The sequence below is a fragment of the Rhizobium sp. BK456 genome, assembly GCF_014194045.1.
Classification (GTDB): domain Bacteria; phylum Pseudomonadota; class Alphaproteobacteria; order Rhizobiales; family Rhizobiaceae; genus Rhizobium; species Rhizobium redzepovicii.
Genome location: NZ_JACIAO010000002.1, coordinates 507,478 through 529,645 on the forward strand (window position 1 = coordinate 507,478; position 22,168 = coordinate 529,645).

Annotated in this window: 21 protein-coding genes, 1 tRNA gene and 1 pseudogene; 16 read left to right on the forward strand and 7 right to left on the reverse strand. The window is 55.8% G+C overall.

Going from position 1 to position 22,168, the window contains the following annotated elements; translation table 11 throughout:
• Window positions 1–97: 97 nt before the first annotated feature.
• Window positions 98–292 carry a hypothetical protein gene (locus FHX03_RS08730; RefSeq protein WP_097628175.1) on the forward strand — a complete coding sequence of 65 codons (195 nt, stop codon included), beginning with the start codon at window positions 98–100 and terminating at the stop codon, window positions 290–292.
• Window positions 293–419: 127 nt separating this feature from the next.
• Here FHX03_RS08730 and FHX03_RS08735 read toward each other — a convergent pair whose 3' ends face one another.
• Complete coding sequence (locus FHX03_RS08735; protein ID WP_012558428.1) at window positions 420–629, reverse strand: hypothetical protein; 210 nt, start codon at window positions 627–629, stop codon at window positions 420–422.
• Between the two features lie 582 nt (window positions 630–1,211).
• On the opposite strand from FHX03_RS08735, the gene FHX03_RS08740 reads away from it, so the two are divergent.
• Both FHX03_RS08740 and FHX03_RS34340 read left to right on the forward strand, forming a co-directional pair.
• The gene (locus tag FHX03_RS08740; RefSeq protein ID WP_183853313.1) at window positions 1,212–1,973 is read left to right on the forward strand and encodes a helix-turn-helix domain-containing protein; all 762 of its coding nucleotides are present in this window, start codon (window positions 1,212–1,214) and stop codon (window positions 1,971–1,973) included.
• Complete coding sequence (locus FHX03_RS34340) at window positions 1,973–2,452, forward strand: MobC family plasmid mobilization relaxosome protein (protein WP_246699208.1); 480 nt, start codon at window positions 1,973–1,975, stop codon at window positions 2,450–2,452. Before FHX03_RS08740 ends, FHX03_RS34340 begins: the two co-directional genes overlap by 1 nt.
• Here FHX03_RS34340 and FHX03_RS35060 read toward each other — a convergent pair.
• Entirely contained in the window at window positions 2,335–3,372 is a 1,038-nt protein-coding gene (locus FHX03_RS35060) for a hypothetical protein (RefSeq protein WP_409565137.1), read from the reverse strand. The two genes, FHX03_RS34340 and FHX03_RS35060, sit on opposite strands and share 118 nt — an antisense overlap.
• A gap of 19 nt (window positions 3,373–3,391) precedes the next feature.
• Here FHX03_RS35060 and FHX03_RS34350 point away from each other — a divergent pair, with 19 nt between their 5' ends.
• The 9 genes from FHX03_RS34350 (at window position 3,392) to FHX03_RS08785 (ending at window position 16,917) form a co-directional block, all read left to right on the forward strand.
• Window positions 3,392–3,697, forward strand: a complete 306-nt coding sequence (locus FHX03_RS34350) for a hypothetical protein (protein WP_246699217.1) — start codon at window positions 3,392–3,394, stop codon at window positions 3,695–3,697.
• A 27-nt stretch (window positions 3,698–3,724) separates the two neighbouring features.
• Window positions 3,725–4,033 (forward strand): hypothetical protein, encoded by a 309-nt coding sequence (locus FHX03_RS34355; RefSeq protein ID WP_246699218.1) that lies wholly within the window; start codon window positions 3,725–3,727, stop codon window positions 4,031–4,033.
• A gap of 66 nt (window positions 4,034–4,099) precedes the next feature.
• The gene (locus FHX03_RS08755; protein ID WP_183853317.1) at window positions 4,100–5,950 is read left to right on the forward strand and encodes a type IV secretory system conjugative DNA transfer family protein; all 1,851 of its coding nucleotides are present in this window, start codon (window positions 4,100–4,102) and stop codon (window positions 5,948–5,950) included.
• Window positions 5,951–6,120: 170 nt separating this feature from the next.
• A complete protein-coding gene (locus tag FHX03_RS08760; RefSeq protein WP_183853319.1) occupies window positions 6,121–6,336 on the forward strand; it encodes a hypothetical protein in 216 nt (71 codons plus the stop codon).
• A gap of 222 nt (window positions 6,337–6,558) precedes the next feature.
• Window positions 6,559–7,779 carry an ATP-binding protein gene (locus tag FHX03_RS08765; RefSeq protein WP_183853321.1) on the forward strand — a complete coding sequence of 407 codons (1,221 nt, stop codon included), beginning with the start codon at window positions 6,559–6,561 and terminating at the stop codon, window positions 7,777–7,779.
• 1 nt (window position 7,780) lies between these two features.
• Window positions 7,781–11,053, forward strand: a complete 3,273-nt coding sequence (locus FHX03_RS08770) for a helicase-related protein (RefSeq protein ID WP_183853323.1) — start codon at window positions 7,781–7,783, stop codon at window positions 11,051–11,053.
• A complete protein-coding gene (locus tag FHX03_RS08775) occupies window positions 11,050–11,826 on the forward strand; it encodes a DUF4391 domain-containing protein (protein WP_183853325.1) in 777 nt (258 codons plus the stop codon). The genes FHX03_RS08770 and FHX03_RS08775 overlap by 4 nt, the downstream gene beginning before the upstream one ends.
• Before the next feature lie 10 nt (window positions 11,827–11,836).
• Entirely contained in the window at window positions 11,837–13,795 is a 1,959-nt protein-coding gene (locus tag FHX03_RS08780; RefSeq protein ID WP_183853327.1) for a site-specific DNA-methyltransferase, read from the forward strand.
• A gap of 8 nt (window positions 13,796–13,803) precedes the next feature.
• Window positions 13,804–16,917, forward strand: coding sequence for a type III restriction-modification system endonuclease (locus FHX03_RS08785; protein ID WP_183853329.1), 3,114 nt, complete (start codon window positions 13,804–13,806; stop codon window positions 16,915–16,917).
• A gap of 74 nt (window positions 16,918–16,991) precedes the next feature.
• On the opposite strand, the gene FHX03_RS08790 is transcribed toward FHX03_RS08785, so the two are convergent.
• The 4 genes from FHX03_RS08790 to FHX03_RS08805 form a co-directional block, all read right to left on the reverse strand.
• Entirely contained in the window at window positions 16,992–17,498 is a 507-nt protein-coding gene (locus FHX03_RS08790; RefSeq protein WP_183853331.1) for a hypothetical protein, read from the reverse strand.
• An 80-nt stretch (window positions 17,499–17,578) separates the two neighbouring features.
• Complete coding sequence (locus tag FHX03_RS08795; RefSeq protein ID WP_183853333.1) at window positions 17,579–18,724, reverse strand: hypothetical protein; 1,146 nt, start codon at window positions 18,722–18,724, stop codon at window positions 17,579–17,581.
• A gap of 177 nt (window positions 18,725–18,901) precedes the next feature.
• Entirely contained in the window at window positions 18,902–19,255 is a 354-nt protein-coding gene (locus FHX03_RS08800; protein WP_183853335.1) for a hypothetical protein, read from the reverse strand.
• Complete coding sequence (locus FHX03_RS08805; RefSeq protein ID WP_183853337.1) at window positions 19,252–19,662, reverse strand: helix-turn-helix domain-containing protein; 411 nt, start codon at window positions 19,660–19,662, stop codon at window positions 19,252–19,254. The genes FHX03_RS08800 and FHX03_RS08805 overlap by 4 nt, the downstream gene beginning before the upstream one ends.
• 95 nt (window positions 19,663–19,757) lie before the next feature.
• On the opposite strand from FHX03_RS08805, the gene FHX03_RS08810 reads away from it, so the two are divergent.
• The 3 genes and pseudogenes from FHX03_RS08810 to FHX03_RS35065 all read left to right on the forward strand — a co-directional run.
• On the forward strand, window positions 19,758–19,976 hold the full coding sequence (locus FHX03_RS08810; RefSeq protein ID WP_183853339.1) for a helix-turn-helix domain-containing protein: 219 nt from the start codon (window positions 19,758–19,760) through the stop codon (window positions 19,974–19,976).
• A 10-nt stretch (window positions 19,977–19,986) separates the two neighbouring features.
• Complete coding sequence (locus FHX03_RS08815) at window positions 19,987–20,253, forward strand: helix-turn-helix transcriptional regulator (RefSeq protein WP_183853341.1); 267 nt, start codon at window positions 19,987–19,989, stop codon at window positions 20,251–20,253.
• A 601-nt stretch (window positions 20,254–20,854) separates the two neighbouring features.
• Window positions 20,855–21,196 (forward strand): annotated as a pseudogene (locus tag FHX03_RS35065) (tyrosine-type recombinase/integrase); the annotation flags it as partial.
• 200 nt (window positions 21,197–21,396) lie between these two features.
• On the opposite strand, the gene FHX03_RS08825 reads toward FHX03_RS35065, so the two are convergent.
• Window positions 21,397–21,472 (reverse strand) — tRNA-Ile (locus FHX03_RS08825).
• A 220-nt stretch (window positions 21,473–21,692) separates the two neighbouring features.
• Between FHX03_RS08825 and FHX03_RS08830 the strand changes: the two genes are divergently transcribed.
• Window positions 21,693–22,061 (forward strand): response regulator, encoded by a 369-nt coding sequence (locus FHX03_RS08830; protein ID WP_012558426.1) that lies wholly within the window; start codon window positions 21,693–21,695, stop codon window positions 22,059–22,061.
• Window positions 22,062–22,168 lie beyond the last annotated feature (107 nt).

Here is a 22,168-nt window from a genome sequence, read left to right on the forward strand (position 1 = left end):
GGCACTCTCACACCATAAATCCTCGCGAACATGCGGGATCGCGTGGTAAATTCTCCGTTCAGGGCCAAGCCAAGGGCCCTCCGAAGGAGAAGCTCAGATGAACCGATTTTTCGCATTTATCGCGACCGGAACGCTGATCAGCCTTGCCACGATCACTTCGGCCTGCACATCATCCGGATACCTCGATCAGACCTCGTCGATCGGGGGCGGCTATTATCGGGAAGAGATGCCGCTCAACCCGGCCTGCGGCGGTGGGTTTAGACCTAGCGACGGTCGCTCCTGCAGCTATTAGAGGCCGGATCGGGCCATTGGCAGAAAATCCATGACCAAGTCCGGAACCGAGATAGTCGGATTCCGGCTTGGACGTGCCGCATGAACATCACCGCTTTGGACTACTGCTTGGCGTCCAACGGTATCAATCAGTGAAGCCCTTGCAGTCTGTTCCGCCGCTCTGCCAGCAGTTCATTTTGAACCAGGTTCCTGGCATTGTCCGAAAGACCATTCGGCCCCAACAGACCAAGTTCGGTAAACCGCGCTTCGATTTCCTTCGGAATGCTGTCCGCTTCGTGTTGGCAAAGGCGCACAAGCCACTTCCATTCGTCGCTCGTCATATCCCTGTGCACGACCATGAATTGCTATCCTCCCGAGAACAACGACATTCACAAAAAAGTACCACAACTTTTATCGAAAGGCAGGTGGTTCGACGTTCGCCCTGATCATGCCAATAGACTTCAGGGCGCCTTCGATGCTTCAGGTGCAAACTCCTCCGACAAGAAACCAACCTCAGGTACGCTACAACGAATTTCCTATATCAAGCGCGGTTCGAGAGGTATTTCCACCCCCACTTTATGGACTGAATTTTTACAGGCCTACGTGGGATATGAGTCGCTGCAGGAAGAAGCGTCGTCTCACATATCACACGCCCTTCTAAGGACCTTCAAGAGATATTCAAAATTCCAGAATCTGGTGTCAAAATTCCGGATTTTCGCGTCCGGCTACATACAGTGATTTTCTTGGTTAACCAGTTGAGGTGGATAAAAAATGGTGGGCCCGGAGGGCCTGCCGAATTCGAGCAAAATCAGCCGCTTAACTCCGTGTGGGACGAAAACCTCACTTCATAAAAATCAATGGCTTAACAAAGCCGCCGTCCCACTTTTTCCGGCAGTTTCCGGCCCTTCTTTCCCAGTCGTATTGCGGCCAGGGAGGCGCGCATGAGCGGAGCGCGGCCATTCCGGGACGTGAAGCTGCAGTGGCTTCAGCAGTTGAGCTGCGACAATGATTTGAGCGACAACGCGCGGTCGGTGGCGCTCTACATCGTCACCACGCATTTGAACGGCCACACCGAAAAGGCGTGGCCGTCCTATCAAACGATTGCCGACGCAACCGGCAAGAGCGTCAAAACCATTCAGCGCGCAGTCCGTGAACTTGAGGTCAAAGGATGGTTCGAGGTCCAGCGCGGAAATGGCGTCGGGCACAACACGGAATATCGTCCCTCAGCGGCGTCGATTTTACGCGCATCGGACGCCCGCGAAAAGACGGACAAAGTTGTCACCCTTTCCCCGGACAAAGGCGGTCAAAACCGTCCAGCAAGGCGGTCAGATGTGTCCGGTGAAGGGGGGCAAATATGTCCACCAAACCCAGAGAAAGAAAAAATATATAAACCTAACCCGCGCGAGGACGCCCCGCCGCGCGTCGAGACGCGGCGAGCCGTTCCGCTCGTTTTCATCGCCGAGACCAAGGCGGATCAGGTCGAGCAATGGCGCACCTGGTTGCGCCGTCATGGGCTCCCATCGATCGAGGTCTTAGGCTTGCGAACGGTGAAATCAGGTAAGCCGGGTTATGCGTTCCCAGGCTATTGGCCTCCGGATGAAGCCACCCCGAGCGCACTCGATTGGATCGCCTATTTCAGTCGTCGCCGTGACCACATTGCCGATGAAACCGCCCGGCAACCGACAGTCCGGAGGGCGTCATGATGGCTGGCGATTTGAAGGGAGCAAGGCGACCCCTGTCATACGGCGAGCCGTCCGACAGGGAGCCTTGTGAGGGGAGACAGGCCTCCCCTTCAAACCCCACCAAGAACGCGCGGCGATCACCCGAGGGCGACCTCAATGCCGTCGTGGTTTTCCGCTGCACCGCATCGGAAAAGCAGGCGCTGACCGCACGCGCGGCACGGGCTGGTATGCCCTTCGCCACGCTGATGCGGGAAGCGCTCGGCCTCACCGAGGCGCGCCGCCGCCGTCCGGTCCCCAAGGTGGACCCGGAACTGGTGCGCGCCGTCGCCCGGATCGGCGGCAACCTCAACCAGATTGCGCGATGGCTGAACACTGCTCAGGCTCAGGGCCAGGTGTCCGCCATCGACGCAATCACGGTTGCCGCGCGATTGGTTGCCATCGAGCGGGCGCTTTCGGAAACGCTTGAGCAGTTCACGGCCAAGGATGGCGCGCCGTGCTGATCAAGTTCTTCCGAAACGGCCAGGGCGGCGGATCGGGACCAGTTGATTACCTCGTCGAGCGTGACGTCGTCGCTTACGACCAGAACCGCAACGCGATCCGCGATGAGCGCGGCGACGTTATGCTGTTTGCCCGCGAGCCCCTGCCGGAGGTTCTGCGCGGAGACGCCGACCGCATGCGCGCGCTGATCGACGCCTGCCCGCACCAGTGGACCTATCGCGCCGGCGTCATCGCCTTCACGGCGGAGGACGCGCCGAACCATGCCCAGCAACGGCAGGTGATGGACGCCTTCGAGAACCTTGCCTTTGCCGGTCTCGAAGCCGACCAGCGCGATATGCTGTGGGTGCGCCACACCCATGAGGGCCGCGTCGAGCTGCATTTTGTGACGCCGCGCATGGAGCTTGTCAGCGGGCGCAGCCTCAACATCGCGCCGCCCGGTTACCAGAAGCACTACGACGCCTTGCGCGATGTTCTGAACAAGGAACACGGCTGGAACGATCCGATGGCGCCGGAGCGCGCCCGCGAGACCGCCAGCCTGATCGAGAGCGTCAGGCGCGGCGATGCGCGCGAGTTGATCCATGACTGGATCGTCCAACGCATCGAGACCGGCGAAATCCGTGACCGCCCGAGCATGACCGAGGCTTTGACGGCGGCAGGTTTCGACCTGCCGCGTGCCAGTAAAAATTACATCACCGTGCGCGATCCGCAGACCGACGAGCGCTGGCGTTTGAAAGGAGACCTGTTCCGTGAAGACTGGACCCGAGAGAATACCCTTGAGCGAGCGCTTGAAAGAGCGGCTGGCGAGTCCAGCCGTTCCGGAAGCCGGCTCGACGCCATTGCCCTCGACGAGCTTCGAGACCGATTGGAGCGAAGCCTTGAAACGCGCGCAAGCTACAATCGAGACCGATATCCGCAGCTTCACGGACGCGAACCGTCAGCACTTGAACGACGCGCTGGCGACGATCGAGGCGGACGTGAACCGGCTTCGCTCGATGGTGCAACCGTTCTTCCTGACCATGGGCGCTGTGGCGTTGCTGATCGTTCTGTTGAGCTTCACCGCGAGCTGGTTTTGGGCGGGGCTGATGATCGACCGCGCCCAGAGCGCCAGCCTCTGGCAGATGGGATTGCAGGTCAACCAGGCCAACAGCGGCAAAGTCCTGACCTGGGACGGCAACCGGCTTCAGCTGATCACCTGCCAAGCCGGGACCGACAAAACGCCATGCCTGAAGATCGTCCAGGGAGATTGACTGATGACCAAAGCCACCAGACCGCCAATGCCCGAGACCCTGTCGCCGCTGGAGCGCGAATTGCTGGGATACGTCGAGACGTTGATGAACGCCTTGCAGAGCGGAACCGCGCAATTCGAGGCACTGGAGAAGCGCTCGAGCGACATGATCGAAAGCCGGCAATCGGCTTTGGAAGGATCGCTGAAATCGCTCATCGCGTCACAGGCTACCTTCATGAACGCCTGGCTCGCCTCCGGCAGACATTCCAGTGGCACGGCCTCGACCGAGCTGGCGGAAGCGTTCGCCCTGCTGGAGCAAGCCGAAGCGATGCTGGAGGCGGTCGCGCCAACGACGTGACAGCCCGACCGCCTGCGCCCGGTCGCGGTCGCAACTGATTTTCATTTCCGTCTGGAGTTTCGATTCATGAATTTGATCATTCAGCCCTATCGCTACGCTCTTGCCGTCGCCGTCATGGCCGCTGGTTTCCTGCTGATGGAAACCGCCCCGTTGTTTTGGCCGACCATCTACCAAAATTCGCGCGCCGCGATCCTGCTCATGTTTTTCGGGTTTGCGCTGCTGACGTTGGCCGGAGACACCCAGGGCCGCATCCGCAGCGCGTCGGGCTTAGCTGTGGGGGCTGCCCTCCTTGCCGCGTCTGCTCTCGCCCTTACCGACCCCACCATTGCGGCAGGCGTTTTGCTCGACAGCTTCAAGGCTTGGCGCAACGCTGGCTATTCCGGAACCGAGAGCATCCGGGGCACACTATCGACATGGGCGCGCTTCACAGAGGCTCAGAGACTGGGTTTGCAAACCAGCCTTGCCATTGGTCTGCCCGTGCCGTTGTTTTTCATTCTGCGCGCGATTTCGATCGCCGCGCCGGCATCATCGAACCGCCTTTCCAAACAAGGCCCATGGCGCGCCCGGTGGATGAATCGGAGCGAGTTACGCCAGCTCCGGCACAACGACACCGGCTTGCCGCTCGGTCTCTCCGGCGGTGCGATGTTGCGTTACCGTCCCAATCCGAAGACGGGATGGCGCGCCGGCCACCATGTCGCCATTGCTGGCACACGCGCCGGGAAAGGCGTGTCCGTCGTCATTCCGGCCATCATCGACCATGACGGCCCGGTCGCAGTCCTCGACATCAAGGGCGAGAATTTCGCAGTTACGCGCCGTTATCGCCGCGCGCTCGGCCGTCAGGTCGTGGTTCTCAACCCCTTCGGAGTTATCGAGCCGTCGAAGGATCGTTTCAATCCGCTCGACTATATCCGGCAAGCGCACCTGGTCCGCGACATCGAGGTCATTGCCGAGGGGCTTGTTCGACCGGAAGGCGGAAACGGCGCACACTTCGCCGAAATGGCGAAATCCATGATTGCCGCCGTGATCGAGGTGGTCATGACCAGGCGCACGGAAGCCGATCGCAACTTGATCACCGTCATGGACCTGCTGTTTTCGACGGGCTTTGAAAAGACGCTGACGGAATGGGCCGGTGCGCCAGAGATATTCGGCACCCGCCCGGCCGCCGGCGCCGCCACCTTCCTTGCAGCCGGGGAGAACGAGCGCGGCGCGATCAAGACGACGATCAAGAAGGCCTTCGATTGGGCTCGCTCCGACGAAATGCGCAGCTTTCTCAGCACGTCCACATGCTCGCTTGAAAATCTGTTCGAGGGTCGCGCCGACCTCTTTATGGTCGTGCCCCTCGACCAGGTGGACGCCCAGGCCGTCTTTCTTCGGCTGCTGACAAACATCATTCTCGGCATGGCCGTGCGCCTTGAGGGTGCCAGGAAGCTGAAAAAGAACGTGCTCCTGGTGCTGGACGAGTTTGTCCGTCTCGGGCGGATGGAAAAGCTGATAAACATCGCCAACGTCGCCGCCGGCTCCGGCATTGAGGCGCTGTTCATCACCCAAGACAAGGGCCAGATCGAAAGCGTTTATGGCAAGGGCGACACCGCCAGCATTCTCGGCTCTTGCGTCACTACCCGCATTTTCGGTCTCGGCCGCGCCGAATTCGAAACCGCAAATTGGGCCGCGAACGCGCTTGGCGATCAGACGGTGTTGACCCGCACCAAGCAATCATCCGCGAAATTCGGTGAAAGCCGCAAGACCTCTACCGCCGAACAGCGCCAGAAGCTCATGACCGCAGATCAGATCCTGGAAATGAAGACCGGCAAGATGCTGTTGCTAACGGGCTCGAAACCTCCCGCGCTTGTCGATGCGATCGTGTCGCACCGGCATCCGGCATATCGGGCGAAGCTGGATCGGAATCCTATGGTGTAGGCAACAGGTTTGAAGATTCTGGAGATCGGACGCCTGAAGCTAAAAGTCTAATGGCGCGCGTGGGGAAATCTTATAATTCTCCGATGTATACCCACTGTAAGTTGCCGCTTTGGTCGCAAGGCGGTGACGAGATCAGACCTTGTGCAGATTTAAACCTACGAGAAATATTGATGACAAGAATTCTTACAGCAATGGATGTGGCGGAGAAAGTTTATGGTGAATGGAAAGAGACATTCCATACATTGAGAATTGATAAAGAGACTTGTGGACTCGCCATCGCGGACCTGGCACGAGGTCGCACGCTCAGCCCGGATTGCACTGCAGATGAAGTCTTGGATACGGTGCGAAAAGCGATCGCATCGGGCGGTGCCAATTTTTACGCTTAAGAGCATTGCGGACAGTGGCCGGCAGAGCAAAAGCGCCAGCCTAAGCCGTCTACGGGTATTGTCGGCATGTCTTCCGGAATTTTCGTATCGTGGATCCGTCCCCCCATTTAGTCCGTGCATTTCTCGTCGCAAATATCCGCTACTCAACTTCCAATCTGCCGGCTATTGACTTCCAAATAGCCGAATACGATAGTCCCGATCAGCGGAGATTCGGAGTGCTGAATGTTTGGGCGGTTTGTAGAGCGGCGGGCAGATGAGGCGCTGTCCGATACGCCCGTTGTTTTGATAATTGGACCACGCCGGGCAGGCAAAACAACGCTCGTCAAAAAGATGGGCACTTCGGAGCGCACCTACATAACGCTCGACGATCAGACGGTACTGGAAGCCGCCAGGAATGATCCAGTCGGTTTTATCCGAGGTCTCGATCAAGCCATCATCGATGAGGTGCAGCGAGCGCCGGACCTTCTATTGGCTATCAAGAAGTCTGTTGATGAAGACTACCGTCCCGGTCGGTTTCTCCTGACCGGTTCGGCCAATGTGCTGACGCTGCCGAAAGTCGCTGATAGCTTGGCGGGACGCATGGAAACTATCCAAATGCTTCCTTTGGCGAGGGCCGAGATCGCCGGGAATTCCCCGAGCTTTCTTGAGGGTTTGTTTGATGGAAAGCTGAAAAGTCAGCCGAATGCAGTTGTCGGAGACGATCTGGTGCAGTTGGTCTTGCTTGGCGGTTTTCCAGAGGCTCTTAGTCGAGAGAACGAACGTCGCCGCCAGGATTGGGCGCGCTCTTACCTCACTTCTATCCTGACCCGCGATTTGCGCGATATTGCAGACGTCGAGAAATTGACCGAGCTGCCGAAATTTGTTCGGTTGCTGGCGGAGCATTCCGGCCAACTGGTCAACTACTCCCAGTTCGGAGCTAGCATCAACGTAAGCCACAAGACCGGCCAGCGATACGTGGGCCTGTTGGAGCAGGTTTTCCTGATAACAACGGTGCAGCCCTGGTTTACCAATGCCCTGAAGAGGATGGTGAAGACGCCGAAGCTGCACTTCGTTGATTCCGGGCTGCTGGCGACGATACGCGGGCTTACATTCGATCGGGTGAAGGCTGATCGTGGGATGTTCGGAGCATTGCTGGAAAGCTTCGTTTTTTCGGAAGTCCGGAAGCTCATGACGGCGTCAGACCTTAGGGTCGCTGCCCATCATTTTCGCGATCGAGACGGTCGGGAGGTGGACGTCGTCTTGGAGCGTGACGACGGGATGATCGTCGGCATCGAGGTCAAGGCCAGTGCCACGGTCAAGACTGGCGATTTTTCTGGTTTGAAGGCTTTGGCGGAAGCTGCCGGCGATCGTTTTGCTTATGGCGTGGTCCTTTACGACAGCGCCGACATTGTTCCTTTCGGCGATCGATTGGCGGCCGCGCCACTGTCCTGTTTGTGGGGTTGATATGAGAATTATAGACAACACCTCGCAATTGCTGGGAGACGATCTGAAGGCGACACTCACTCGCGGCTCGCGGGTTAAAATCGCCGCTTCCTGTTTTTCGATCTATGCTTTTGAGGCCCTCAAAGCAGAGTTATCCAAGGTGGAGAGCCTGCAATTTGTCTTCACGTCGCCGACATTCGTTGCGACGGAGGTGACAGATCGCCTGCGAAAAGAGCGGCGCGAGTTTTTCATCCCGAAATCGAGCCGCGAAAATAGCCTCTACGGTACGGAATTCGAGATCAAACTCCGCAATACGCTGACGCAGCGCGCGGTTGCGCGGGAATGCGCGGAGTGGATTAGGAAAAAGGCCCGCTTTAAATCCAACGCAACGCAAGCGCCAATGCAGGCATTTACTCATGTTTCAGTCGGTGATGATGCCGTCGCTTATATGCCGATCAGTGGCTTCACCGCCGTTGATCTCGGGTATCAAAAGGGCAATGCCGTCTCAAATATCGTGACGCGCATGGATGAGCCGAGCCATACCAGCGTCTATTTGCAACTGTTCAATCAGATTTGGAATGACACAGAGAAATTGAAAGACGTCACCGACGCGATTTGCGACCACATCGAATCCGTCTATCAGGAGAACTCGCCAGAGCGCATCTATTTCGCGATGCTTTACAATATCTTCCGCGAGTTTCTGGAGGATATTGACGAGGACGTTCTTCCCAACGATCTGACAGGATATCGCGACAGCATCGTGTGGAATAAGCTGTTTAACTATCAGCGAGATGCGGCGACCGGCATTATAAACAAGCTGGAGACTTATAACGGCTGCATCCTGGCCGATTCCGTTGGCCTCGGTAAGACTTTCACAGCTTTGGCCGTAATCAAATACTACGAGCTGCGTAACAGGTCCGTGCTCGTTCTCTGCCCCAAAAAGCTGGCGGATAACTGGCGCAATTATAACACCAATCTCACCACCAATATTTTTGGCAAGGATCGGTTCAATTACGACGTTCTTTGCCACACCGATCTGTCTCGGACATCCGGAGAGTCGTTTGGCATCCCGTTGAACCGCGTGAACTGGGGTAACTACGACCTGGTGGTGATCGATGAATCCCACAATTTCCGCAACAATGACGTCTTCAAGGATCGAGAGACCCGCTATCAGAAGCTGATGAACAAGGTGATCCGTGATGGCGTGAAGACGAAGGTCTTGATGCTTTCGGCAACGCCGGTGAACAACCGTTTCACCGATCTGCGCAATCAGTTGGCGCTTGCTTATGAGGGACAGTCGGATGCGTTGAGCAAGAGCCTCAAGTCCGAGGCCAGTATCGAAGAAATATTCAGGCGTGCCCAGAAGGCCTTCAATGAATGGTCGGCCTTGCCGCCCGACGAGAGGACGGCGGCCTCAATCCTGAGAACGCTGGATTTTGATTTCTTTGAGCTGCTCGACGCGGTGACCATTGCTCGGTCGCGCAAGCACATCGAAACCTTCTACGACACCAAGGACATCGGCAAGTTCCCGCAGCGCCGCAAGCCCATGTCGTTCCATTGCCCGATCACGCAGCGCGAGGACGTGATGGGGTTGAACGAGATTTTCACGCAGCTTTCGGTGCTCAAGCTCGCCGTCTATGCGCCTATCAGCTACATACTGCCAAGCCGTTTGCGGAAATACGAGGAGATCTACGACACGCAGGTCGAGGGAGGCCGTGGCAAACTTCGGCAGGCCGATCGCGAGCGCAGTCTTCAGGCACTGATGACAACCAACCTGCTGAAGCGCCTTGAAAGCTCGGTCGCCGCCTTCCGGCTGACTTTGGGGGCTCTAGGGACCAACATTTCGCGTGCGCTTGAGGCCATTGAGGCATTCGAGCGAACGGGACAGAGCGGGAGCATCAGTGATCACCTCGAGGATATGAGCGATTTTGATCCTGAGGATGAAGACCTCGGCGGCCTTGATGAGTTCACCGTCGGCAAGAAAGTGCAAATCAGCCTTGGCGATATGGACCTGCCATCCTGGAAGCATGACCTGGCGGCAGACCTTGTACTGATCGAGAGCCTGATTGCGTCCATGAACAAGGTCGTGCCTCAAGACGATGCAAAGCTTCAGCACATGCTTTCCGTCATCAAGCAGAAGATTGATGAGCCTCTTAATCAGGGCAACCGCAAGGTCATCATTTTCACGGCTTTTGCTGATACGGCCAATTACCTCTTCGACAACCTTGCGCCTGTCGCCCAGAAGCTTGGGCTCAATGTCGGCCAGGTTACCGGCTCAGGCGCGCCGAAGACGACCCTCAAGAGAGCTTATGATTTTCAGAGCGTGCTGACCCTTTTCTCGCCCCGCTCGAAGGAAAAGGCGGTCGCCTTGCCGAATGATCCGGCCGAACTGGACATCCTGATTGGCACGGACTGCATTTCGGAAGGCCAAAACCTTCAGGATTGCGACTTCCTGATCAACTACGACATCCACTGGAACCCTGTCAGGATTATTCAGCGTTTCGGGCGGATTGATCGTATCGGCTCGCCCAACAGCCAAATCCAGCTCGTCAACTACTGGCCCGACATCACGCTCGACGAATATATCAACCTCAAGGAGCGCGTCGAAAACCGCATGGTGATCACCGACATCACCGCTACCGGCGACGACAATGTGCTTACCGCAAAATCGAGCGACATTGCCTATCGCAAGGAGCAGCTTAAGAAGCTCCAGGACGAGGTCATCGAGCTGGAGGATGTGAAGGCCGGCATATCGATCACCGACCTCGGTCTTAACGATTTTCGCATGGATCTGCTCAACTACGTCAAAGAACATGGTGATCTCGACAACGTGCCTTTCGGCATGCACGCCGTCGTGCCGGCGCAGCCGGAACTGGGGCTGAAGCCCGGTGTCATTTTCGCGTTGAAGAACATCCACGACAGCGTCAACATCAACCAGCAGAACCGGCTGCATCCGTTCTATCTGGTCTATATCGGCGATGACGGTGCGATTGTTGCCGACCACACCGAAGTCAAAAAGCTGCTCGATCTAATCCGCGCCAGTTGCAAAGGCCAGGCCGAGCCTGTCCGCGATATTTGCCGCATCTTCAATGAGCGAACGGAAGATGGGCGCAAGATGGGGCAGTATTCGGACCTGCTTGGGCAGGCGATCCGGTCCATGATCGAGGTGAAGGAGGAGAAGGATATCGACAGCCTGTTCAGCGGTGGGCGCACCACGGCGCTGACCCATATGATCAAGGGGCTGGACGATTTCGAGCTGATCGCCTTCTTGGTCATCGAAGGCGGTAACCCATGACGCTTTACGACTGGCCCCGCGCTGCCGCCTTTGGGCGGGTGATCCCGAAAAACAAGATCTATGAACACGCCGGCGCCAATTCCGCGCTGAAGGATCTCTTCGTGCGCGATGTGGACCAGATCGTTTGGTCACACAAGCTGGCGCCTGAGACGGTCAATCTTGCAGCGACAAAGCAGGTTGCCGAAATTCAGGTTTTTCGGGTGACCACGCGTACGGCGGCGCTGGATCGCGAAGTGTTGCGCGCCATCGACAAGGCCATTGCCTTTCCGCTGATCTTTGAGGTTGTCCACGCGAAGCGGATCAAGCTGATGGCGACCTACAAACGCCAGTCTTTGAATAGTCGGGGCGAGGCCGACAGCGCCCGTTGGGTTGTGGGGGACTATTTCGAGGGCGACTGGCTGCCCGAGGACGCGCCGCGCGCGCCGCTTCCGGTCGCTCTGGACATGGGCGCGCTGTATGAGCGGCTGCTTGAGCCATTGGTGGCAGGGCAGACGGCGAAGCTTGCCACCGGTATGGCTGAGGCGCCGCAGGCGCCTTTCATCACTGCCGAGCCGGAGGAAATTGTATCGCTGGGAGATCGCATTGCGCGGGCCGAGGCGATCCAGCGTCAAGCGCGTGAGGTCGAACGGATTAAGGCGCGGCTTTCGCGAGAGAAGCAATTCAACAAACGCATCGCAATTAATGCCGAATTGCGCGCGGCCAAACAGGAACTGGAGCGGCTGACCTCATCAGGTCATGCGGGATACCCCGGCTCCGCAATGACGGACGTTTAAGAGGATGACAATGGACAAGCTGAAAATGCACAGCCCCGATTTGAGCCAAGATAACATTGCCAAGATCCGTCAACTATTTCCAGGCTGTGTGACCGAGGCGCACGACGAGGCGACGGGTGCGGTACGACTAGCAGTGGACTTCGATCAGCTGCGTCAGGAATTGAGTGACCATATCGTGGAAGGGCCGCAGGAGCGATATCGGCTAGATTGGCCGGGTAAGCGCGAGGCGCTAATCAACGCCAATGCACCGATTGCTAAGACCCTCCGACCAAATTTTTCAGAAAGTCTCGAATTCCCATCGACAAAGAATCTCTTCCTGGAAGGAGATAATCTGGAGGTGTTGAAGCTAATTCAGCAGATATACCTTGGGTCAGTGCAGGTGATTTATATCGACCCGCCCTATAACACTGGAAACGACTTCGTATATCGCGACAAGTTTGCGCAAGGGGCAGATGAATATCTGAAAGTCTCTAATCAAAAAGATTCAGATGGAAACCGGCTGCTTGCCAACCTGAGCGCGAACGGCCGTTTCCATTCTGATTGGCTTTCAATGATTTACCCTCGCCTAAAAGTAGCGAGAAATCTGCTTCGTGAAGATGGAGCAATTTTTGTCAGTATCGATGATACCGAAGTCGCTGGGCTGCGCCACATGATGGATGAAATTTTTGGAGCAGAAAATTTCATTACAGAAATTATATGGGAAGGCGCGAACAAAAACGACGCCCGCCAGGTTGGCGTATGCCACGAATATGTCCTCTGCTACGTGAAGGACAGGCGCGCTACAAAAACCTCCTGGTCTGTAACAAAGGAAGGTGTTGAGCCCGTCCTCAAGGAGGTTGAGCGGCTGAGAAAAGAGCACGGCGAAGACTACGATGCTTCGTCCGAGGAACTCGCTGGCTGGTTTCGTGCTATGAAAGCTACGCCGTCCTTTGGGCTAAGAAGATTTCGCTACATTGATAAGCGGGGAGCGTACAAAGAAGATGACCCCACAGCGCCGGGTGGCCGAAAATTCGTACTGAAAAATCCCAAGACGGGAGAAACCATTCCGTTGCGACCGAACCGCGGATGGGCCTTCGACCAAGAGACGTTCAATCGATTGGTTGATGAGGGGAGGATCTCATTCATCTCTCCGACCAGCATCATGGTTCGGAGGTATTTGCATGAGACGGATACGCAGACTCCGCAGAGTGTCTTTTATCAGCCAGCAAGATCAGCGTCAGAGCGCCTCTCCACTTTGCTTGGTGGGGGGTACTTTGATTACCCGAAAGACGAGACTATCATTCAGAAATTCATCGACATGGCTGCTGGAGAAGACGCTCACGATGCCATCGTTATGGATTTTTTCGCTGGAAGCAGCACTACAGCGCACGCAATGTTTCTTCAAAACGCGTTGGATGGGCGCAACCGGCGCTTCGTAATGGTGCAGTTCCCGGAACAAACAAACGAAAGTAGCTCCGCGCGAGCAGCGGGGTACCAGAATATAGCCCAGATATCGAAAGAACGTATTCGTCGTGCGGGCAAGCAAGTTCTCGAAGGCGAACATCATCCCAATTGGAACCGCGATGTCGGCTTTCGGGTGCTCAAGGTGGACACCTCTAACATGAAGGATGTCTATTACCGCCCCGACGAGCTGAACCAGGCTGACCTGCTCGATATGGTTGACAACGTCAAGGAAGGCCGAACGGCAGAAGATCTGCTGTTTCAAGTGCTTGTCGATTGGGGCGTTGATTTGACGCTGCCCATCCGCCGTGAGACCGTGAAGGGCAAGACGGTGTTCTTCGTTGATGATAACGCACTCGTCGCATGCCTCGATCACGGCGTGACTGAGGATCTCGTTAAAGAATTGGCGGGCGGCGAACCCCTACGCGTTGTTTTCCGCGACAACGGTTTCGTTTCCGACGCGGTGAAGATCAACGTTGAGCAGATTTTCCGCCAGCTCTCGCCCACCACTGAAGTCAAGTCGATCTGAGGCCGTCCATGAAACTCAAGTTCAAGGTTCAGCCCTATCAGACCAACGCGGTCAATGATGTGGTCGACTGCTTTGCCGGCCAGCCTTTGACCTCTGGCTTGATCTATCGCATCGATCCCGGCGTCATCAAAAAAGGCCAGCAGATCCGGCCCGAGGCAGACTATGAAGGCTTTAAAAACGCCGATCTCACGCTGACCGACTCGCAAATCCTGGAGAACATCCAGAAGGCGCAGCGGCGCCAGAACCTGCCCGGTTCGCAGTCGCTCACCGATTTCACGACCTTAGACAACCAGGGCGCCCGCGTTCCCGTCAGGGCAGCCTACAAGAAGGAAGCCCTGACTGCGACCCGCGTCCATCTTGATGTCGAGATGGAAACCGGGACTGGCAAGACCTATTGCTACATCAAGACGATCTTCGAGATGAACAAGCGCTATGGCTGGTCGAAGTTCATCATCATGGTGCCGTCGATCGCCATTCGCGAAGGCGTCTACAAGTCGCTTCAGATCACGGCCGACCACTTCACCGAAAGTTACGGCCAGAAGGCGCGGTTTTTCATCTACAACTCCAAGCGCCTGCACGAGCTAGAGAGTTTTTCGTCCGACGCTGGCATCAACGTGATGGTGATCAATATCCAGGCGTTCGCTGCACGCGGAGCTGATAACCGGCGCATCTACGAAGAGCTCGATGACTTTCAGTCGCGCAAGCCGATCGACGTGATCGCTTCGAACCGACCGATTCTGATCTTGGACGAGCCACAGAAGATGGAAGGTGCAGCGACGATGGAGGCGCTGCCGAAATTCAGGCCGTTGATGATCCTGCGCTATTCGGCGACCCACAGGACGCAGCATAACCGGGTGCATCGTCTGGACGCGCTAGACGCCTATAATCAGAAGCTGGTGAAAAAGATTGCCGTGCGCGGCATCCAGACACGCGGTCTGGCCGGCACCAATGCCTATGCCTATCTTGAGGGCATCGACATCTCAAAGAAGGCGCCCGTTGCCCGGATCGAGATCGAGGTGAAGCTGAAGTCTGGCGAAATCAAACGCCAGCTGCGTCGGCTGGAGTTCCGCGACGACCTGTTCGTGGAATCGGGCGAGCTGGACCAATACCGTGGCTTCACGATCAGCCAGATCGATGCCGTCAGCGACACGGTCGAGTTCACGAATGGTGTCGTTCTGCATGCCGGCGAAGCCAACGGTGACGTTTCCGAACGCGACATCCGCCGCATCCAGATCCGCGAGACGATCAAGGCCCATTTTGACAAGGAGAAGCAGCTCTTTTCCCAAGGGATCAAGGTGCTTTCGCTCTTCTTCATCGACGAGGTCGTGAAATACAGAGACTATAGCCAGGCCGATGAGCAAGGGGAGTATGCACGCGTTTTCGAAGACGAGTATACGCTTCTCAAAGAAGAGTACCTCTCCGAGCTGGCGATCGACAACGAGGACTATCGAAAGTACCTCGCAGGCATCGACGTGGCGAAGACGCACAACGGCTATTTCTCGATCGACAAGAAGACCAATCGCCTGAAGGATCCCGATGTGGGTGCCAGATCTGTCGATTCCGACGATGTTGACGCCTACGATCTGATCCTGAAGGACAAGGAACGTTTGCTTTCCTTCTCAGAGCCCACGAGGTTTATCTTCTCCCACTCGGCACTGCGCGAAGGTTGGGACAACCCGAATGTCTTCGTCATGTGCATGCTGAAGCACAGCGACAACACAATCTCGCGCCGTCAGGAGGTTGGTCGCGGATTGCGTTTGAGCGTCGATCAGCATGGCGATCGGATGGATAATCCGTCTCTTGTGCACGACATCAACGTGCTGACCGTCGTCGCAAGCGAGAGCTACAAGGATTTCGTTGCAGGGCTCCAAAGGGAGATTGCGGAAACGCTGTCATCCCGACCGCGCCAGGCGACGGAAGCTTATTTCACCGGCAAGACAATCGTTACCGATCAAGGGTCGATCGAAGTTACGGCTGCTATGGCGAAGCAAATCTACCGCTATCTGGTCAAGAACGACTACACCGACGATGGCGACCATATCGCCGACGCGTATCACGAGGCCAAAGCAGCAGGAACCATGGCGCAACTGCCAGATGAACTGAGGCCGCATGCCGACCAGGTGTTTGAGCTGATCGATAGCGTCTTCAGCCCGGCACAAATGCCGAAGGTTGATGATGGCCGGAAGCCGAAGACCAACCCGCTGAACGCCAATTTTGAACGAGCGGAATTCCAGGAGCTTTGGGCGCGGATCAATCAGAAAGCTGTCTATAGGGTGGAATTCGATTCCCACGAACTCGTCCAGAAGAGCGTTGATGCGTTGAACAGAGAGCTACGCGTAACGCCCCTGCGTTACACAGTTAAGTCGGGAACGCAGCGGGACACCCTAACGGATGGCGAACTAGCTCGTGGCGAAGGGTTCGAGGAGAACGACCAGGCATCCTACGAGGCAGATTCTGTCGTTTCGCTGGTGAAATATGATCTTCTCGGGAAAATCGCGGACGGCTCCCAGCTAACGCGGGAGACCGCAGCGGGCATCTTAGGCAAGATCGAACCGGCTATTTTTGCGCAGTTCAAGACGAACCCCGAGCACTTCATTTCGGAGGCGTCGCGGATCATCGCTGAGCAGAAAGCCACTATGGTTATTCAGCAGTTAGCCTATGACGAGGTTGACGAGAAGCATTCGGTCAATATCTTCACCGCCGCCCAAACCGGCCAGGACTTTTCCCGGGCGACAGCAAAGCTCAATAAACATGTCTTTGACTATGTCATCGCGGATTCGAACGTGGAGCGGGAGTTTGTAAAAGAGTTGGATACGAGCAGCGAGGTCGTCGTCTATGCCAAGCTGCCTCGCGGCTTCCTGATACCAACGCCCGTTGGTGACTACAATCCAGACTGGGCAATCTCGTTTAAGGCCGGGAGTGTACGCCACGTTTACTTCGTTGCCGAGACGAAGGGGACAATGTCGTCGATGAAGATTCGCGAAATCGAGAATACCAAGATCGCATGCGCGAGGAAGTTCTTCGATGAGATCAGCCGTAAAACCAGTCAGGATCGGGTGCGGTATGATGTCGTCACCGATTACGCAAAGCTGCTGGACATAGTCGGGCACGCTGCCGCCTGATGGCGGCAGAAATTTCAGTGAAAGACACAAATTCTAGATGGCTCGGCGACAGTTAACCGCCAATGCTAACGCGGTTAACTTGATGCGGATTGTTCGCTCTTTATGGACTTGTCGATTATGGGATCGACAGTCTTGAATGACTCGAACATGCCTTTCATCTCCATGTAGACAGGATCGAGGTCTTCCATTTTTTTCACCGCAAGAAGCCTCTTTCTAAGATCGTTCATAGAGGTTTGCAGTTTCTTTACGGCAGCTCCATCCTGGAGGGACAAATTCTGAGTGTAAGCGCTATATCCGGAATATTGTTTGGACAAGCTTGCTGCAATCTCGTCTCTCTTTTGAGAGTCCAGCTTGCCATCGTTAATTAGGCCTGACGTGAAGGATTGAAAAAGAACGAGCATATTTTCTCGTTCCTTATTCAAATTCTTGACGGCCTCGACCTTCATTTCTTCGATGCGGTTCACTCGGGCTTCATACAGTGACCACCCGATTGTGTAGCCGCCCAAGCCTCCTGCCACCAAGGTGGCGCATGCTGTGGCAAGGATATGTTCGCGGCAAAACGCAAGAGCTCCCTTCCACATTGTCAACACCTCCTGGTCGCAGATCGCGCACGACTACATGAACTCGGTCTTATAGTATATAGGAATTGATTGACGGATCGTTAGGGTTTTTGCCCGTTCCGGTTGACCTTGACGGACACGCCGGTCTTCAGGCCGACTTCTTTCTTTGTTGCTTCGCGTCTGGGGCACACAACCTTTTCCCAAAGATCGAAGTTTGCGTGCATTTCCATCGACTCGCGAATATCCGCTTCGAGCTTCTCGTCGCATACTGAGCGGGTGGCATTGGCAGAATTCTCAACCGTTACTGCGATAGCTTCCTGCGCAGAAACACCCGCGCCTGAAATAGCCAGCATAGCAGACACATATCCCGCCAACATGACGTCCTTCATTGGACGCCCAAAATACCCCGGCGAGTGTATTTCGACACTCACGCCGCCAAAATACTTCTTGTCGTAATATTTTTCAATTGCTTCGTGAAATGGCAGCTGAAGGAACTTATCAAGCTCGCCTTTTCTTAGCGCAATGTACTGCGACGCAAAATAATTGGTTAGATCAAACGCTTCTGTGAGATCCTTTACATCGATCACATCTTCTGTGACCCGAATCAAGCTCCCGGACGTTTCCTTCCAAATATATTCGCCGTATGCGAACTCGTAGATGTCTCGTTTATCCTCGTCTTTCGACACTTGGATAATCGCCTGGCGATTCTGCATCAGCCTGATCAGTCTCCGACTGAACTGGCCTTTCGCCATAGTCACGTCGAGCCACTTTACTTTCCGGGCAGGTATTTGTTCATCGGGGTAACGCCGACTGACCACTTGATAGTTCGGATCGAACTCGCCTTCAAACTCGCCAATGTAGACAGTCGAGTTGTAACCTTTGCCCGGTATTATAATAAGGTCGCCCGGACGAGCTTCCGCATACAGGTCGTGAATCTCATGTACGAACCGTGGGGCCTGCACGGCTGGATTCTTAACTTGATAAGTTGAAGCGTCTCTACTCGGCTCGTCATCTTTTTTTGAGCTCCGGTGCCACAGCGAAATACGCTTGGCCATTCGGAGCCGGTTTCGGAAATCTTCATCGTCAATGTCGATTACCGCTGGCAACGTGATGCCGGGTATGTCCAAGAAAACCGAATTTGTTTCAAAAAAATCCGCGTAAAAGCGCTTCCCATCCCCAGGATGAAGAATGAAGATTCGATGGTCGTCAGGAAGGATGCGAATTTCTGGATCAATTACAACGGCCATAGACGCCCCGACAGAATCACTCTGATATAGAAGTATAAAATCTATTCAAAGCGCTACAACGATTGCAATATTTCTCGCCTCACCTCCACAACCTTTATACGAAATCAGTTCTTTTGACATGATTGACGGACTTTTTCGACAAAAGGACAGCGAGGCATTCCTCGCAATGCAATTGCATCAAGCTTGCCAGCTCCCAAAACGGTCGCGGAAAATCCTTATCCGGGTGACCATTTTTCGACCACGCAATGCAATCGCACACGAGAACAGCATCACTGAAAAGCTCAGTGTCGGATACAGCCAAGCGCCTGAAGAATTTTCACCATCAAACATGATGAGCAGAATGGCGCCAATCGCTGCGAAAAAGACCATTCCGAAATCGTATTGCTTTGAAAGGGTGGTGAGCCGGGCCGAATGCTGGGAATAGCGTAGTTGCCTTGCCAACCTTCGTTTTTCAGATGCCAGTTGATCGCGCTGGCGGCCAAGCACATACACGCCCTGCATAATCTGCTCTTCGAAGCTCGATTTACTCATATCGCTGACCTCAGATACTTTTCTGCAATTTCCTCAGTGAATTCGCCATGTTGTTCGGCGTAATCGATCAGGAAGCGGATTAGCTTTAGCCGCTTGTCCGGCTCCACCTGACAGTTTCCCCGCGCAATGAAAGCGTCAACCGCCCCCGTGACCTGGTGATACAGATCTACCGTGTCACGATTGTACGGGCTTCCTTCGCCCGTGAGCATCCACGCGGGATTAACATTAAATTTGACATGCAGGAGGCGGAGAAGCTTCGCAGGAATCTCGCGATTTCCACGCTCATAGGTGTTGTAAGCGCTCTGCGATACCTCAAGCGCTTCAGCAAAAGGTACTTGCTTTAACCCGGAATCCTTCCGAATTTTCCCAAGCCTTTGCCCCATAGCCTCCATAAATCCGTCTTGCATCAAAATATCTCGAATGCGATAAAATCGTTGCGCCTAACGCGATTATATGATTCGTTCTTTTCCGTGTCGAATTATCTCTAGGGAGTTGAGCAGTTATGCAATCTCAGCTTTTATCACCAAAGCAATTGGCGGACCGGTCGGGATGGCCGGTGGCACGCATTCGGAGCCTGATCGCTAAGCAAGAAATCCGTCATGTACGGATTGGGGGCAGTCTGTTCCTGCCTGAAAACGCCGTCGATGAGTACCTTGCAGCGAATATGGTCGAGCCCAAGCAGAAGGCTTGGGCGCTTGCTGATAGCGCCTCCAGAGCGTGAGGAGCGGCACATGAAGCAGCAAGCCGAAGCGCTGGCCCCACGCCCCATTTACAAGGTCGCGGTCAGCCGCGTCCGTGCGGCGGAACTTCTCGACGTCTCGACGGGCACCTTTGACGACTGGGTTCGCCGTGGCCTTATGCCGAAAGGCGTGAACATCGGCGCGTTGCGCCGTTGGGATGCCGAGGAAATCCGGGCGTCCTGGTGCGACATCAAAGAACAGGGCTTGAGCGGAGACGAAGACGATGGCGAAAACCCGTTTGATTACGCGGTCGGGTAATCAGCGCGTCCCCTTCAAATATTGCTCACGGGATGTCGATCGGCACGGCAACGAGCGGTTTTATCTCCGCCTGCCAGGCATGCCGAAATATCGCATGACGTCCGCCTATCTGGACGATGCAGGCAGCGTCACCCAGGCATTTACAGAAGAATATCACCGCGTTCTGGCTGGCGATCGGGGTGAAAAGACGGTCCCGATTTCAAGATTGGAGCCCGGCTCCGTTCGCTGGCTTGTCGAGACCTATTATCGGTCCAAGGCGTTTCAAAGCCAGTCGCCAGCGACCCAGAAAGACAAGAAGAGCGTTCTCAATCGCTATTGCAGCAATGTGGGGGAGCTACCCTTCAAGAAGATTCGCAAATCAGACATCGAAGCCAGCCAGATGAAGCGCAGCGGCACGCCCGGCGCGGCCGACAAGTTGGTGAAATATCTGAAGGCATTGTTCAATTGGGCTATCAGCGCGGAACTTGTGACCTTCAACCCCGCGAACGGCGTGACCAAAATCCATAAGTCGCCCGGTTTCCACACCTGGAGCGAAGCGGAGCTGGCGCGCTATCGCGCAGCCTATCCGCTCGGCTCGATGGCCCGGCTTGCAATGGAACTGATGCTGAATTTGGGCGTGAGGCGCTCCGATCTCGTCAAGCTTGGCTGGCGGAACCTGGTCGGCGATCGTATCGAATTCATGCCGGAGAAGGGTTCCGGCAAATATGTCCAGTCCCTCAGTCTGCCTGTCACAGACGAGCTGCGGGAGGCGCTGGACGCGATCACACATGATCAGCCGACCTTCCTTATCACCGAATACGGCAAGGCGTTCAGCGGGAGCGGCTTCGGCAACAAAATGCGCCAGTGGTGCAACGATGCCGATTTGCCGGAATGCTCGTCGCACGGCCTCAGAAAGGCGTCTGCGACGATCCTCGCCGAGGCAGGTGCGACCGAGCATCAGTTGATGGCGATCTTCGGCTGGTCTGATTCCAAGATGGCACAGCACTACACCAAAGCCGCCCAATCCAAGCGGATCATCGATGCTGGATTCGAGCGGCGAAAGAGCTACGTGGCCCGCAAAAATGTCCCACTTTCATCGAGCCGGAATTCCGGTGAGACAAATCAAGGAAAAAACGATGGAAAAACAACGTCCGAAGATAGAAATGGTGGGCCCGGAGGGACTCGAACCCCCAACCAAGCGGTTATGAGCCGCCGGCTCTAACCATTGAGCTACAGGCCCTTGACGCCGGTGGTGGCGCCTTGGCGCCGGAGGCCGGCGCCAGGATGCCGGGGCAATGGTTCCCGCAGCATCGGTTCGCTCTAACGCAAATTGCAGGGAGCCACAAGCGCAGAGCGCAAGCATCTGTGGACGATGCATATTTCATCGGCGCCGGTACTGGAACCTTCTCGCGCCGGCGACAATTACAGAGATTGGATTCGATGAAGGAGGGCGATCGCAGATGGTGGCGTTGAACAGTGCCGTGGTGCTTATCGTCGAGGATGAGCCGCTGATCCGGTTCAATGTTCTCGATGTGCTTGAAGAGGTCGGCCATGTGGCGCTGGAGGCGGCGAATGCCGACGAGGCGATGGTGGTGCTGAAGGGCAGGCAGGATGTCGATATCCTGTTCACCGATGTCAATATGGCGGGTACCATGGATGGCATCCAGCTTGCCAAGCGGGTGAGGGCGATGCGGCCGAACATCGGCATCATCATCACCTCGGGCATGGTGCGGCTCGACCCCATGGCGCTGCCCGCCAACACCGCCTTCCTGCCGAAGCCCTATATGCACGACGCGTTGATCTCGACGATCGATTCCCTGATGACGTGACGGCAATTCGCTGATGACATGAAGGGGCGCACAGCCGCAAAACGGGGACAGGTTTTGCGGCTGCGCGCGAGGCGCCGGGAGACATGCTCGTCTTCAGGCGTGCGGAG